This is a genomic window from Streptomyces sp. NPDC002853 (assembly GCF_053591915.1).
On record NZ_JBSFUS010000003.1, the window covers coordinates 548,514 to 562,261 of the forward strand.

Sequence of the window (13,748 nt, forward strand, 5' to 3'; positions counted from 1 at the left end):
TCCTCAGTGATCCGGCGCCGCCCTGGTCAATTCGGCGCAATGAACGGCTTCTATAGTGACGGAACCGGGGGGCGGAAAATTCCGGCATCCCCTTTTACTGGAGGACGATCATGGCGGCCGTGAGCGAGAAGCTCCCCGATGGCCGGTACGGCCGCGAGCGTACGGCCGACGAGCGCGCGGACCGGAAGCTGAAGGTCATCGGGTCGGTGCTCGGTGTGCTCTTCCTCCTGATGATCGGCTGGTTCGGGTACGACTACGTCTCCGGCACCAAGGTCAGCGGCGAAGTGATCAAGTTCGACGTCGTCTCGGACAGCGCGGTCAAGGTGCACCTGGAGGTGCGCAAGGACGCGGACGCCAAGGGCTACTGCACCCTGCGTTCCCAGGCCGAGGACGGCGAAGAGGTGGGCCGCGCGGACTTCCGCTTCGACCAGAACGAAGGCCGGATCGACAAGGTCGTCACGCTGCGCACGAAGGCGCAGGGGACGAGCGCCGAGCTCCTCGGCTGCCACTCCGACTGACTTCGGCCTGACTTCGACCTGGCTTCGGCCTGGCTTCGAGCTGACTTCGACCGGCCTCGGCTGGTCCCACGCGTCACGCTGACCGGCCGACGCCCCGTCTGTACCGGCCCTCACCTGCGTTGACGTATTTCTGATGGCTTATGTCCTCCCCCTCACGCGCCTGAATTGTTAGGCTCGTGGTTTCGCCCACCCGTTAGGGAACATCCTTCTGGGTAGGGCGATGCTTTGTATTCCCAGTACCTACGAGGAGCACCTGTGACCCAGACCAGCGAGAACGTCACCTGGCTGACCCAGGAGGCGTACAACCAGCTCAAGGCCGAGCTGGAGTACCTGTCTGGTCCCGCGCGCACCGAGATCGCTACGAAGATCGCGGCGGCACGTGAGGAGGGCGACCTGCGCGAGAACGGCGGGTACCACGCGGCCAAGGAGGAGCAGGGCAAGCAGGAGCTCCGCGTCCGCCAGCTGACCCAGCTCCTGGAGCATGCCAAGGTCGGTGAGGCGCCGGCCGCGGACGGCGTGGTCGCGCCCGGCATGGTCGTGACGATCGCTTTCGACGGCGACGAGGACGACACCCTGACGTTCCTGCTCGCCTCGCGCGAGTACGCGAGCTCCGACATCGAGACGTACTCGCCGCAGTCCCCGCTCGGCAGCGGCGTGAACGGCAAGAAGATCGGCGAGGACGCGCAGTACGAACTGCCGAACGGCAAGCTCGCCTCGGTGAAGATCCTCCAGGCGAAGCCGTACCAGGCCTGAGGCCCGCAGCGGCGACACGGAAGGCCCCCCGCACCGAGCGCGTGCGGGGGGCCTTTTGCATGATCAGCCGTCCGCCCGGCGGTACTTGCGGACCGCGAGCGTGCGGAACGCCACGATGATGAGCACGGACCAGATCAGCGAGGCCCAGACGGGGTGCTCCATCGGCCAGGCTCCGGTGACCGACTTCGGGACCCCTTCGATCGTGTTGCCGAACAGTTCTCGGGCCGCCGCCACCGTGGCACTGAACGGGTTCCACTCGGCGACATACTGGAGGAACTTCGGCATGCCGTTGACCGGCACGAACGCGTTCGAGATGAACGTCAGCGGGAAGAGCCAGATGAGCCCTCCCGAGGTGGCCGCCTCGGGGGTGCGGACGGACAGGCCGATCAGCGCGCCGATCCAGGTGAACGCATAGCCGAGCAGCAGGAGCAGGCCGAAACCAGCGAGGACCTTGCCGAGGTTCTCGTGCGTGCGCCAGCCGACGAGCAGGGCAACCGCCGCGAGCACGGCCAAGGTCACGGCCGTCTGCACCAGGTCCGCGAGGGTGCGGCCGGTCAGGACGGCGCCCCGCGCCATCGGCAGCGACCGGAAGCGGTCGATCAGGCCCTTGTGCATGTCGTCGGCGATGCCCGCGCCCGCCCCTGCCGTGGCGAAGGTGACGGTCTGCGCGAAGATGCCCGCCATCAGGAATTCCTTGTAGGCGCTCGCGCTGCCGGCGGGTGCGCCCGGGATGTTGATGGACCCGCCGAAGACGTACGTGAACAGGACCACGAACATCACGGGCTGGATGACCCCGAAGAGGATCATTTCGGGAATCCTGGTCATGCGGATCAGGTTCCTGCGGGCCACTACCAGCGAGTCCCTGGCCGACTGGACGATGCCGCCCTTGGGGCGAGGCGCCAGGAGCTGTCGGGTGTCGGATACAGCGCTCACTTCGCGTCCCCCTTGTCCTTGACGTCCGCGCCGGTCGCGCCGTCCTCGCCGTTCGGCGCCACCTCGGCCACGTGGCCCGTCAGCGAGATGAACACGTCGTCCAGGGTCGGGCGGCGGAGCCCGATGTCGTCGATCTCGATCCCGCGGGCGTCCAGCTCCCGGATGACCTCGGCGAGCAGCTTTGCGCCGCCGGAGACCGGGACCGTGAGCTTGCGGGTGTGGTTCTCGACGGCGACCTCGCCCTTGCCGAGGCCGCGCAGGACCTCCGTGGCCGGGGTGATGTCCTCGCGCTCGTGCACCACCACCTCGACGCGCTCGCCGCCCGTCTGCGCCTTGAGGTGGTCGGAGGTGCCGCGTGCGATGACCCGGCCGTGGTCGATGACGCAGATGTCGTGCGCCAGGTGGTCGGCCTCTTCGAGGTACTGGGTGGTGAGCAGCAGGGTCGTGCCGCCCGACACCAGCTCCTGGATGACCTCCCAGAGCTGCTGCCGGTTGCGCGGGTCGAGGCCCGTGGTCGGCTCGTCCATGAACATCACCGGGGGCGACACGACGAGCGCGGCCGCGAGGTCGAGACGGCGGCGCATGCCTCCCGAATACGTCTTGGAGGGGCGGTCCGCGGCGTCGGCGAGATTGAACCGGTCGAGCAGCTCGCCCGCCCTGGCCTTCGCCTCCTTCGCCTTCATCTGGTAGAGCTGGCCGACCATTTGGAGGTTCTCGCGGCCCGTCAGGTACTCGTCGACGGCGGCGAACTGGCCCGAGAGGCCGATCGACCGCCGCACTTCGTTCGGATGCTTCAGTACGTCGATGCCCGCGACGACCGCGCGGCCCCTGTCCGGCGTCAGAAGCGTCGTCAGACAGCGCACCGCCGTGGTCTTGCCCGCGCCGTTCGGCCCGAGAAGGCCGAGCACGGTGCCTTCCGGGACATCCAGATCGACGCCGTCCAGAGCCCTTACGTCGCCGAAGGTCTTCACAAGGCCTTCGGCGTAGATGGCGCCTGGCATGTGGGTTCTCCCAGTGGTTTGGGTGACTTCCTACGGAAAAGCTTAGATTTGCCGGGTACCAAGCGCCCGGCGACCAGTGACGTGAGACACACCATAACGCGATACATCGCGTCTCTTCAACGGGATTGGCAAGCCTGTGGACAACGCAAAATAGCGGCCAACCGCGGCTTGACGCAGGCGATTTTCCCTACGTGCGCGAACACGGGCGCGGGCACGGGCACGAACGCCTTGCGCGCGACGGGCCTTGCGCACGACGGGGGCCTCGCGCACGACGGGAGCCTTGCGCGCGACGGGGGCCTTCGACGCCGGTCGTCGGCTGCCGGGCTCGGCGGCTGCCGCTCGGCGGATGTCAGCCGATGACGGTGTAGCCCGCCTCGCGCAGCGCCGAGCTCACCTCGGTGCAGTGTGCGGGTCCCTTGGTCTCCAGGTGCAACTCCACCTCCACCTCCGTGAGTCCGAGGCGCGGGTCGGTCCGCACGTGGCCCACGTCGAGGACGTTGGCGTCGACCACGGACAGCACCCCGAGGAGCGTGGCCAGCGCCCCGGGCCGGTCAGTGAGACGCAGGCGCAGCGAGAGGTAGCGGCCCCCGGCCGCCATGCCGTGGCGCAGGATGCGCTGCATCAGAAGGGGGTCGACGTTGCCGCCCGACAGGAGCGCGACCACCGGGCCCTCGAACGTCTCCGGCCTGCTCAGGAGCGCCGCCACCGGACTCGCGCCGGCGGGCTCGACGACCATCTTGGCCCGCTCGAGGCAGAGCAGCAGCGCGCTGGACAGCTCGTCCTCCGAGACGGTCACCACGTCGTCCAGAAGCTCATCGATGATCTTGAACGGCACGTCGCCGGGACGCCCGACCTTGATGCCGTCCGCCATCGTCGCCGGGTTGTCGATCGACACCGGGTGCCCCGCCGCGAGCGAAGGCGGGTACGCCGCGGAGCCCGCCGCCTGCACTCCGATCACCTTGACGTCCGGGCGCAGCGACTTCACCGCCACCGCGATGCCCGCAGCGAGCCCGCCGCCACCCACCCCCAGGACCAGGGTGCGCAGCTCGGGGCACTGCTCCAGGATCTCCAGGCCCACCGTGCCCTGCCCCGCGATGATGTCGGGGTGGTCGAAGGGATGGATGAACACCGCGCCCGTCTCGTGCGCGTACTCCTGGGCCGCGGCCAGCGTCTCGTCGACCACCTGACCGTGCAGCCGCACCTCCGCGCCGTACTCCCGGGTGGCCGCGACCTTGGGCAGCGGCGCGCCCACCGGCATGAAGACCGTGGACCGCACGCCGAGCAGCGAGGACGCGAGGGCCACGCCCTGCGCGTGGTTGCCCGCGCTCGCGGCGACCACCCCGGCCGCGCGCTCCTCGGGGAGCAGGCCCGCGATCCGTACGTACGCGCCGCGCAGCTTGAAGGAGCCCGTCCGCTGGAGGTTCTCGCACTTGAAATGGACCGGCGAGCCCACGAGGCGCGACAGGTGCCTGCTGCCTTCCATCGCCGTCACCCTGGACACACCCGAGAGCATCTTCTGGGCGCCGCGCACATCGTCGAGGGTGACCGAAGGCAAGGAGTGACGCGTGCGGTAGCTCATGACGGCCAGTCTCCCAGTTCACGCCGGTGTCCTCCTGCGGTGACCACGGGGCGAGACTGGTTTGCGCAGCGCTGGTACGCCCCGCGTCCCGGCCGCGTACCCTGTCCCCCAACCCATCGCCCTCGCATGAAGTGAGCCCCCGGCCATGCCCACAACTCCGGACATGACGACCGCCAGCGATCCCGGCCTCCTCGACACGCTGCAGCACCAGGTGGCCGTGTTCGCCCGCCGTGCGGAGCAGACACGCCTCGGCGGCGTAGGACAGGTCCGCAACTCCATGGACCGCGCCGCGTACCTGCTGCTCAACCGCCTCGACAAGGAAGGGCCGATGGGCGTCAAGGCGCTCGCGGCGAGCATGGGCATCGACTCCTCGACGGTCACCCGGCAGGTCGCCCCGCTGGTCGACACGGGGCTCGTCAAGCGCACCTCGCACCCCGAGGACGGCCGTGCCGTGGTGCTCCAGCTCTCGCCGCGCGGCGAGGCCCGCCTGAACGAGGTGCGCTCGTCCCGGCGCGACCTCATGGCCGAGCTGACCGGCGACTGGTCCCCGGAGGAGCGCGAAAGCTTCTGCACGCTCCTCACGCGCTTCAATTCGGCGCTCTCCGCCCGCCAGACCTCACAGTCGGCTCCGGACGCGCCTGAGTCCTGAGCCCTGAGCCCTGACTCCCGGGGGTTCCCGCCCCTTGACCTGGCCCAGGTGCCTGGCCTCATATGAGACCGGGGGGCCCGGTCCCCTCCAGGCGGGAGGCGCGGTGCGCGAACGGCAGGCGTCTGTGGACGCCCGCCGGGCCCGGGAGTTCGAGGCGTTCGTCGCGGGCGCGGCAGGGCGGCTGCTGCATGCCGCGACGCTGCTCACCACCGAGCCGCCGGACGCCAACCCACGCGCGCGTGCCCTGCTGACCGCGTCCCTCGCGCATTCGTACGCGACATGGGACCGGATGCGCGGCGAGGACCCGTACGACCGCACCCGCCAGCAGCTCGCCATCCGCTTCGCGCGCGGCGCCTGGCGCCGGCACCGCAGCCACGGCGGCGTCCTGGCCCGGCTCACGCCCCAGGAGCGGCTGATCCTCGTGCTGCGGCTGTACGAGGGCGTCGCCGAGGAACAGACGGCGGCGCTGCTCGGACTGCCCGCCGACCGCGTGGAGACGATCTGCGCCCGCGCCATGGAGACGGTGCTGCACCCGCCGCGCGGCCCCGCGCCGACCGTCCCCCTGGGGGAGGCGGCCCCGTCATGAACCAGTACGACCGCAAGGCGGGCGAGGTCCGCCACCTCCTGGACGACGGCACGCCCCCGTCGGCCCCGCCCGAGCTCCACGAGGAAGCCGTCCGCCGCGGCGGCCGCATGCTGCGCCGCAGAAGGGCACTGCGCCGCCTGCTGTGGCTCCTGCTGCTCGTGGCGGCAGTCTCCTTCGCGGTGTGGGCGTCGGTCGAGCAGCCCTGGGTGGAGCCGCCGTCGGAGACGACTCCACCCCTCACCCGCTGGTGACCCGCGGCGCGCTCTAGCCCAGCGCCTGCTGGAGATCGGCCAGCAGGTCGTCCGCGGACTCGATGCCTACGGAGAGCCGCACCAGGTCCGCCGGGACCTCGAGCGCCGAACCCACCACCGAGGCGTGCGTCATCCGCCCCGGGTGCTCGATCAGGGACTCCACGCCGCCGAGCGACTCCCCCAGGGTGAACAGCTTGGCCCGGTCGCAGACCGCCACAGCGGCCTCCTCGCCCCCGGCGACCTGGAAGGACACCATCCCGCCGAACGCCTTCATCTGCTTGGCCGCGGTCTCGTGACCGGGGTGCTCCGGAAGCCCCGGGTAGAGAACACGCGTCACGCGCGCGTGCCGCGACAGCATCTCGGCGACCTTCGTCGCGTTCTCGCTGTGCCGGTCCATCCGGACGGCCAGCGTCTTGATGCCGCGAAGGACCAGCCACGCGTCGAAGGGCCCGGCCACCGCGCCCATCGCGTTCTGGTGGTACGCAAGCTCCTCGCCCAGCTCGGGGTCGCCGACGACAAGGGCGCCGCCCACGACGTCCGAGTGCCCGCCCATGTACTTCGTCAGGGAGTGCACGACGACGTCCGCGCCGAGCGCGAGCGGCTGCTGGAGGTAGGGGCTCGCGAAGGTGTTGTCGACGACGAGCCGGGCCCCCGTCTCCTTGGCGACCTGCGCGACGGCGGCGATGTCCGTGATGCCGAGCAGCGGGTTGGAGGGGGTCTCCACCCAGATCGCCTTCGTACGGTCGGTCACCGCGGCCCGCACCGCCGCCGGGTCGGAGGTGTCGGCCACCGACCACTCCACGCCCCACCGGGACACGACCTTCGCGAAGAGCCGGAACGTGCCGCCGTACGCGTCGTTCGGGATGACCACGTGGTCGCCGGGAGCCAGCAGCGTACGCAGAAGGCAGTCCTCGGCCGCGAGACCCGACGAGAAGGCGAGCCCGCGCCTGCCGCCCTCCAGGGCGGCCAGGTTCTCCTCCAGGGCGGTGCGGGTGGGGTTGGCGCTGCGGCTGTACTCATAGCCACCGCGCAGACCGCCGACGCCGTCCTGCTTGTACGTCGACACCTGGTAGATCGGCGGGACGACCGCGCCCGTGAGCGGGTCGGCGGTGTTGCCCGCATGGATCGCGACGGTCTCGAAACTCTGGCTGCTGAAGCTGTCACTCATGTGGCCAGAGCCTAGTCCGGGACGGGGGAGGAGCCGACGAGTTCGAGACTGGTTCGCCAAGTGTCAGAGCAGTCTGGTTCGCTTGTACTCATGGAGATTCTCTGGGTGCTGATGGCGGCGATCATGATCGGGGCGGTGCTCGGCCCGTTCCTGCTGCGCAGGCGCGGCGGAATCCGGCAGGTCGCGCCCGGTTCGCCGGACGCCGCGGACCCCGCGGACTACGGCTTCGCGCGTCAGGAGGAGCTGGACATCCGCATGCCGGGCCCGGACCACGACCTCCTGGACGTCCTTGACGTGGTGCAGCGGTCGCACAGCTGGAAAGCGGCCTCGCAGCTGCTCGCGGGCACGGAGGTGCACGGCGAGGTGCGCTGGCAGCGCGTGCAGGCGTTCGCGGGCGCGGCGTCCCTGGAGCTGCAGGAGCGGCCCGGCGGGGTCAGCGACCAGCCCGGCGGGCAGTGGCTGCGGGTGTGGCGGGCCGAGGCGCCCAAGGACGCGGGCGGCGCCGCGGTGCACGCGGAGTTCCTCGTCCAGCAGGCCTGGCGGTCCTCGACCTCCGGGACGGACGAGTTCCGGATCATCCTGGAGGAGGCGAAGGAGGCCTGCGCGCAGGCAGCGCTCCTCTCCCCCGGCGACCCCATCCCGTACATCATCGAGCTCTCGATCGCGCGTGGCCTCGCGTATCCGCGCGAGGAGTTCGAGCAGCTGTGGCTGAAGATCCTGGACCGCGCCCCCGCCCACATGGGGGCGCATCTCGCGGCCCTGCACTACTGGTGCGAGAAGTGGCACGGCTCCCGCGAGCTGGCGGCCGACTTCGCCGAAGCCGCGGCGGCGCGTGCGCCCAAGGGCTCCCTCCTGTCCGCGACCCCCCTGTTCGCGGTGTACGAGCACCTTCCCGAGGTGAACCTCGTCAGCGGGTTCTACGAGAGCGAGGTCGTCACCAAGGCGATCGAGGGCGCGCTCTACGCCGTGCACTCGGCCCGCCCCGACGACCCGATGCTGGCGCACGTGCGGCATCTGCTGGTCTTCTTCCTGGTCCGCGGCGAGCGCTGGGGCGAGGCGATGAACCAGCTGGTCCACGTGGACGGCCACGTCGGCGCCCTGCCCTGGACGGTCTCCCCCGACCCGGCCGCGGACTACGCGGTGTACCGCGCGCTCGCGGTCGCGGGGTACGAGGCGAACGGCGGAAGTCCGGCGACGCTGTCGCACTGAGGCATGCGGAGCGGGCGGGGCGGAGCCCAGGAATGCGACTCCGCCCCGGCACGTTGCAGTAGTAGCCGCCCGACCACGCTCCACCTCGCCCCGCCCGCCCCGCCCGCCCCAGGAGGAAAGCCCCCATGCTCTTCGGCCGTACGCCCGAGCTCCCCACCCCCGAGCAGGCCCTCAAGGGCCGCGCGACCCCCGAATTCGAGGTCCCGTCCCGCCACACGGTCCTCGGCAACCCGCTCCTGGGCCCCTACCCCGACGGCCTGGAGGTCGCGGACTTCGGTCTCGGCTGTTTCTGGGGGGCCGAGCGCAAGTTCTGGCAGACCGAGGGCGTCTGGACGACGTACGTCGGCTATCAGGGCGGCTCCACGGAGAACCCCTCGTACGAGGAGGTCTGCTCGGGCCTGACCGGCCACGCGGAGGTGGTCCGCGTCGTCTTCGACCCGGCCGTCGTCTCGTACGCCGAACTCCTGAAGCTCTTCTGGGAGTCCCACAACCCCACCCAGGGCTTCCGCCAGGGCAACGACGTGGGCACGCAGTACCGCTCGGCGATCTACACCCACTCCGCGGAGCAGGAAGCGGGCGCGGTGGCGTCCCGCGACGCGTACCAGCAGGTGCTCACGTCCGCGGGCCACGGCGAGATCACGACGACGATCCTCCCGGCAGCACCCCGCCCCCTCTGGCCGGCCGAGGGCTACCACCAGCAATACCTGGACAAAAACCCCGACGGCTACTGCGGAATCGGCGGCACGGGCCTCCACCTGGACAGCCCGTCTGAGACGAACTGGGGACGGGCTTGCCCGACCGGAATCGTCGCCGCCCCCGACCCGACGGAGTAGCGGCGGCGGGCGCGGCCCGCCGAGGAGCGTTCAGGACCCGGGAGGCTCAGGGCCCCCCATCTTCCCGGGCTGACTTTCGTGCTTCTTTTCGTCGCACGCTTCTGTGTCGCGCCCCGGAGTTCTGACATTGTCAAGCAGCAACTGCCCTTGCTGGTCGACCGTACGGGTCACGACCTCCTGCAGGATTCCGAAGGCGGCCGCCCAAGCGATGATTTGCGTCGAAGTATCGAGGGCCGTAAGACCCGGAAAGAACCTGCCGCTTAGCAGAATGATTCCGATGACCGCGGTCAGCGCCCCGACCGGAAGTCTGAGCAGCAGCAAGCTGGTTGCCACGTGATAGGGGCCGGAGCTTCCGCGAACCCTGCGCAATGAAACCGCTCCGGCGACTGCAGCCGCAAGCAGCCCGATGAACTCGATGAACCAAACGCTTTCCCAGCTCGGCACGTCACCGAAGGGGCAAACCGTGGGGGGCTCTTTTGTATTATCAGGGTTTTCCGGGAAACAGAAGAGCCGACCGATGGATGGGTCCATGAAAGCCCACGCAGCAAACCCAACCGCGATGAACGCCATTGCGGTGGTCGCCGCGACCACGATGTGCGTGAAGCTGCGCACCTTCGCCCTCTCCGCCTCCTCCGCCTGATAGGCGGCATGCAGGGCGCTGGCAGCCAACTCCCGGTCAGCTTCCGCTAGTTGCGTATATTTACCGTCCTGCATCAGCAGTTCTTCAAGGTGCCGCAGGCGCAGATCCTCGGGATCGAGATGCAAGCGGGCCTGCACAAGAACGGCGAGGCCCTTCCAGCGCAACTCCTCCGCCGGTGCGATGCGCAGGATCGCGACCTCGGCCTCATGGACATTCGCCAGCGCTCGATCAGTCGCCCCGCCGGTGGATCGCGACCAGAGGCTGCTCTCCTGCAGAGAATCCCTGGCCGCCTTGAGTTGCATCGCGGCTTTTTGCAGGATCTCCGCGTCCTGCGGAGAGTTTTCGGCAGACTGCTTGCCAAATCTGTTGATCTGACCCTGCAGGTCAGCGATATGGGCAGTGATTCGCTGGCACCAGGAGTTGTTCCTGTGTACCGCCACGTCGCCTTGAGCGTCCGTCTTTCCCTGCGCCGTCTTTACCTGCGCCGATTCTTCCTGCATCAGTTGCCCCTCCGTCTGCTTCTGCGGAGCAACCCCACTTCTATTGGAGCGCGGACGGGAGGCGGCCGCAAACCCGGCGAGGAAGGTGGCGCCCGCGGGACTTTCGCGCACGCCCCCTCTGCCGTCAGCGAATCTGCCGCAGGCCGAGAATCCTTACGTGGCGCGGGCGGAGGCTCGAAGGTGGTGGGGCAGGACAGCGGCCGTCGATGAGCCGCACTCACCGTCAGGAGGACGATCGATGCCAACCATCGTCAACGCCCCGCGAGCCTCCGAGGGCGAGACGCCCTCGTCTCGGTTCGATGATCATCTGGCCGCACAGTTGCTGACCCAGCGGATCGTCTTTCTCGGGACCCAGGTCGACGAGGTCTCCGCGAACCGGGTCTGCGCGCAGCTCCTGCTGCTCTCCGCCGAGGACCCCCGGACCGACATCAGCCTCTACATCAACAGCCCCGGCGGGTCCGTCACCGCCGGGCTCGCCATCTACGACACCATGCGGCTGATCCCGAACGACGTGTCGACCCTGGCCATGGGGTTCGCCGCCAGCATGGGGCAGTTCCTGCTGACCGTCGGTACCGCGGGCAAGCGGTACGCCCTGCCCAACGCGCGGATCATGATGCACCAGCCGTCCGCGGGCATCGGCGGGACCACCGCCGACATCGCGATCCAGGCCGAGAACCTGGAGTTCACGAAGAAGGCCGTCGAGCGGATCACCGCCGAGCACACCGGACAGAGCGAGGACGTCATCTCGCGTGACGGCGACCGCGACCGGTGGTTCACCGCCGAGCAGGCCAAGGAGTACGGGATGGTCGACCGGGTGCTTGATTCGCTCGCCGATGTGCGGCCTGCCGCGTCGAAGCCGCGTATGGGACTGGGGGTCTGAACGACATGAGCCAGTACACGATTCCTACCGTCGTCGAGCGCACTCCCCAGGGCGAGCGCGCCTACGACGTCTACAGCCGGCTCCTCTCGGAGCGGATCATCTTCCTCGGGACCGAGATCGACGACGGCGTCGCCAACGTCGTCATCGCCCAGCTGCTCCATCTGGAGTCGTCCCAGCCCGACCGCGAAGTCGCCCTCTACATCAACTCCCCGGGTGGCTCCTTCACTTCACTCATGGCCATCTACGACACCATGAGTTTCATCAGCGCGCCCATCTCGACGTTCTGCGTCGGCCAGGCCGCGTCCACCGCCGCCGTGCTGCTTGCCGGGGGCGATCCGGGGCGGCGGTTCGTGCTGGAACACTCGCGGGTGCTGCTCGGGCAGCCCGCGAGCGGCGGGCAGCAGGGGACCGTCTCCGATCTCAGTCTTCAGGCCAAGGAGATGCTGCGGATCCGCTCGCAGGTGGAGGACGTGCTGTCACGGCACTCGGGGCACGATGTCGCCACCCTGCGCGCGGACATGGACCGCGACAAGGTGTTCACCGCCGAGGACGCGGTGGCGTACGGGCTGGCCGACGAGGTGCTCAGCCGGCGGATGCTCGCGGCCGCTGCCGCATAGCCGCCGCTGCCGCATAGCCGGCTCCCCTGACTACGCCACCTACGCCGGCTACGCCGCCAGGCGGATGTCTCCCTGGCGTGCGGGCGTCGACTGCATGCGCTGCATGCGCTGCGTGTGCTGCGTGTGCTGCGCATAGCGGGTCAACTCGGTCTGGGCCAGGGAGAGGAGGTCCGCCAGGCTCAGGCCCAGCGCGCGGGCGCCGGCCGCGAGGACTTCGGACGAAGCCTCCTTGCGGCCGCGCTCCACCTCGGAGAGGTACGGCATCGAGATGCGGGCCGCCTCGGCGACATCCTTGAGCGTCCGCTCCTGGGCGAGGCGCTCGCGGCGCAGCACGTCACCGACCACGTCCCGCCACAGGGGCTCTTTCGCCGCCGGGGTGACGGGAGTTGTGCGTACGGGGGCGGGGGCGGAAGCGGGGGCGGAGGCCGTGGCGGCTCGGCGCGGGCGCAGAGGAATGACGCGGGCCTGCCTCTCGCCCTTCAAGACCTGCCGCTCGCCCTTCGAAACCTGCCGCTCACCCTCCGGGGCCTGCCGCTCGCCCTCCAGCGCCTGCTCCGGCTCGTGGTACCGCTCTTGGCTGCTCACCCCCTCAGCGTAGGAGCCCTCCGGCCCCCCGTCAGCGATCAGCGTTCTGCCACCGGCGAAACCCCACAGCACCTCGCCCCGCCGCCTCAGACCAGCGCCTCCGCGAGCGACTCCGTAGCCTTGATCACCCACGCGGGGTCCCCGTGCCGCAGCCCCCAGTGCGCCGCCGTCACCGCCCGCGCCTGCGCCCACCGCCTGGCCCGCTCACGGTCCACCTCGGCCGCGTCGGCGAAGACGGCGAGGCGGCGCAGGGCGGCGGCGCGCGAATCGGGAGCGGTGAGCAGGGGTTCGTAGCGGGACCGCAGCAGGGTGATCGAGTCGTACGCGGGGTCGCCGACGTAGCCCTTGGGGTCGATGGCCAGCCAGGGTTCGCGTTCCGACCTCAGTACGTTGGTGAAGTGCAGGTCGCCGTGGATCAGGGTGTCCGGCTGGTCCATGCCCAGTTCGCGTACGGTCGCGATCGCGGAGGCCACCACGCGCGCGGGCAGCGGCGACCCCAACTCCCGGTCCTCGTCGCGCAGTTCGCACTCCCATTCGGCCACGAGCGAGCTCATCCGCGGCAGCCCCTCGGGCGCGGGCACGGCGAGGCGGCGCGCGAGGCGCCCGGCCACGGCCACCGCCTCGTCGGTGTCCTCGACCTCGGCCAGCGAACCCCCGCCCGCCCCGGTCGTCCCGGCCGCCGCCCCGACCTCCGCTCCCGCCCGTTCCAGCAGCATCGCGAACCGCGCGTCGTCCCGCTCGTACAGGCGGACCGCGCCGCGGCCCGACCACACCGCGAAGGCGTGCGGTTCGTACACGTTGCCGGGGTGCGGGAAGGAGATCTTCAGGACGGCGGGCGTCCCGTCGTACCGCCGTCTCACGGGGACCACGAGGCCGACCTGCCCGTGGGTGGCTGCTCGCGTCGGCTCACAGTCCCAGCGCCGGAGCAGCTCGTCGGCGAGACCCGGCAGCGCCGCGAGCCACGCCCGGCCCCGCTCGCCCTCCCGCTGGGCCGTGCTGAGCGCGAATCCCTCTGGTACCTCGATGGGTGTCCCGATCATCCCGGC

16 protein-coding genes are annotated in these 13,748 nt (G+C 70.1%); 9 read left to right on the forward strand and 7 right to left on the reverse strand.

The annotated features are described in order from the left end of the window. Nucleotides 1–110: 110 nt before the first annotated feature. Both ACWD02_RS10355 and greA read left to right on the forward strand, forming a co-directional pair. Nucleotides 111–518 carry a DUF4307 domain-containing protein gene (locus ACWD02_RS10355; protein WP_451207051.1) on the forward strand — a complete coding sequence of 136 codons (408 nt, stop codon included), beginning with the start codon at nt 111–113 and terminating at the stop codon, nt 516–518. 255 nt (nt 519–773) lie between these two features. After that, nucleotides 774–1,271, forward strand: coding sequence for a transcription elongation factor GreA (gene greA / locus ACWD02_RS10360; RefSeq protein ID WP_367044595.1), 498 nt, complete (start codon nt 774–776; stop codon nt 1,269–1,271). 63 nt (nt 1,272–1,334) lie between these two features. Here the strand turns inward: greA and ACWD02_RS10365 are convergent, their stop codons facing one another. The 3 genes from ACWD02_RS10365 to ilvA form a co-directional block, all read right to left on the reverse strand. Further along, nucleotides 1,335–2,204, reverse strand: a complete 870-nt coding sequence (locus ACWD02_RS10365) for an ABC transporter permease (protein WP_451207054.1) — start codon at nt 2,202–2,204, stop codon at nt 1,335–1,337. After that, nucleotides 2,201–3,205 carry an ATP-binding cassette domain-containing protein gene (locus tag ACWD02_RS10370; RefSeq protein ID WP_451207057.1) on the reverse strand — a complete coding sequence of 335 codons (1,005 nt, stop codon included), beginning with the start codon at nt 3,203–3,205 and terminating at the stop codon, nt 2,201–2,203. Before ACWD02_RS10370 ends, ACWD02_RS10365 begins: the two co-directional genes overlap by 4 nt. A gap of 349 nt (nt 3,206–3,554) precedes the next feature. Further along, nucleotides 3,555–4,784: a threonine ammonia-lyase gene (gene ilvA, locus ACWD02_RS10375; protein ID WP_451207060.1), complete on the reverse strand. Its 1,230-nt coding sequence runs from the start codon at nt 4,782–4,784 to the stop codon at nt 3,555–3,557. A 145-nt stretch (nt 4,785–4,929) separates the two neighbouring features. Between ilvA and ACWD02_RS10380 the strand changes: the two genes are divergently transcribed. From ACWD02_RS10380 to ACWD02_RS10390, 3 genes are all read left to right on the forward strand, one after another. Beyond that, nucleotides 4,930–5,433, forward strand: a complete 504-nt coding sequence (locus tag ACWD02_RS10380) for a MarR family winged helix-turn-helix transcriptional regulator (protein WP_365819893.1) — start codon at nt 4,930–4,932, stop codon at nt 5,431–5,433. Nucleotides 5,434–5,536: 103 nt separating this feature from the next. Further along, nucleotides 5,537–6,019, forward strand: coding sequence for a sigma factor-like helix-turn-helix DNA-binding protein (locus ACWD02_RS10385; RefSeq protein WP_451207063.1), 483 nt, complete (start codon nt 5,537–5,539; stop codon nt 6,017–6,019). Continuing rightward, entirely contained in the window at nt 6,016–6,270 is a 255-nt protein-coding gene (locus tag ACWD02_RS10390; RefSeq protein ID WP_451207066.1) for a hypothetical protein, read from the forward strand. Before ACWD02_RS10385 ends, ACWD02_RS10390 begins: the two co-directional genes overlap by 4 nt. Before the next feature lie 13 nt (nt 6,271–6,283). Here ACWD02_RS10390 and ACWD02_RS10395 read toward each other — a convergent pair whose 3' ends face one another. Then, entirely contained in the window at nt 6,284–7,438 is a 1,155-nt protein-coding gene (locus ACWD02_RS10395) for a cystathionine gamma-synthase (protein WP_451207069.1), read from the reverse strand. A gap of 90 nt (nt 7,439–7,528) precedes the next feature. Here ACWD02_RS10395 and ACWD02_RS10400 point away from each other — a divergent pair, with 90 nt between their 5' ends. After that, on the forward strand, nt 7,529–8,647 hold the full coding sequence (locus ACWD02_RS10400; protein ID WP_451207072.1) for a hypothetical protein: 1,119 nt from the start codon (nt 7,529–7,531) through the stop codon (nt 8,645–8,647). Nucleotides 8,648–8,772: 125 nt separating this feature from the next. Further along, the gene (msrA, locus tag ACWD02_RS10405) at nt 8,773–9,480 is read left to right on the forward strand and encodes a peptide-methionine (S)-S-oxide reductase MsrA (RefSeq protein ID WP_451207075.1); all 708 of its coding nucleotides are present in this window, start codon (nt 8,773–8,775) and stop codon (nt 9,478–9,480) included. A 30-nt stretch (nt 9,481–9,510) separates the two neighbouring features. Here msrA and ACWD02_RS10410 read toward each other — a convergent pair whose 3' ends face one another. Next, entirely contained in the window at nt 9,511–10,731 is a 1,221-nt protein-coding gene (locus ACWD02_RS10410) for a hypothetical protein (protein WP_451207078.1), read from the reverse strand. Nucleotides 10,732–10,858: 127 nt separating this feature from the next. On the opposite strand from ACWD02_RS10410, the gene ACWD02_RS10415 reads away from it, so the two are divergent. Next, nucleotides 10,859–11,500 carry an ATP-dependent Clp protease proteolytic subunit gene (locus ACWD02_RS10415; protein ID WP_451207081.1) on the forward strand — a complete coding sequence of 214 codons (642 nt, stop codon included), beginning with the start codon at nt 10,859–10,861 and terminating at the stop codon, nt 11,498–11,500. Nucleotides 11,501–11,505: 5 nt separating this feature from the next. Continuing rightward, complete coding sequence (locus ACWD02_RS10420; RefSeq protein ID WP_451207083.1) at nt 11,506–12,117, forward strand: ClpP family protease; 612 nt, start codon at nt 11,506–11,508, stop codon at nt 12,115–12,117. A gap of 48 nt (nt 12,118–12,165) precedes the next feature. Here ACWD02_RS10420 and ACWD02_RS10425 read toward each other — a convergent pair whose 3' ends face one another. Together ACWD02_RS10425 and ACWD02_RS10430 are read right to left on the reverse strand one after the other, a co-directional pair. Further along, nucleotides 12,166–12,573 (reverse strand): helix-turn-helix domain-containing protein, encoded by a 408-nt coding sequence (locus ACWD02_RS10425; RefSeq protein WP_451207476.1) that lies wholly within the window; start codon nt 12,571–12,573, stop codon nt 12,166–12,168. Nucleotides 12,574–12,788: 215 nt separating this feature from the next. After that, nucleotides 12,789–13,742 carry an aminoglycoside phosphotransferase family protein gene (locus ACWD02_RS10430; RefSeq protein ID WP_451207086.1) on the reverse strand — a complete coding sequence of 318 codons (954 nt, stop codon included), beginning with the start codon at nt 13,740–13,742 and terminating at the stop codon, nt 12,789–12,791. Nucleotides 13,743–13,748: the final 6 nt, after the last annotated feature.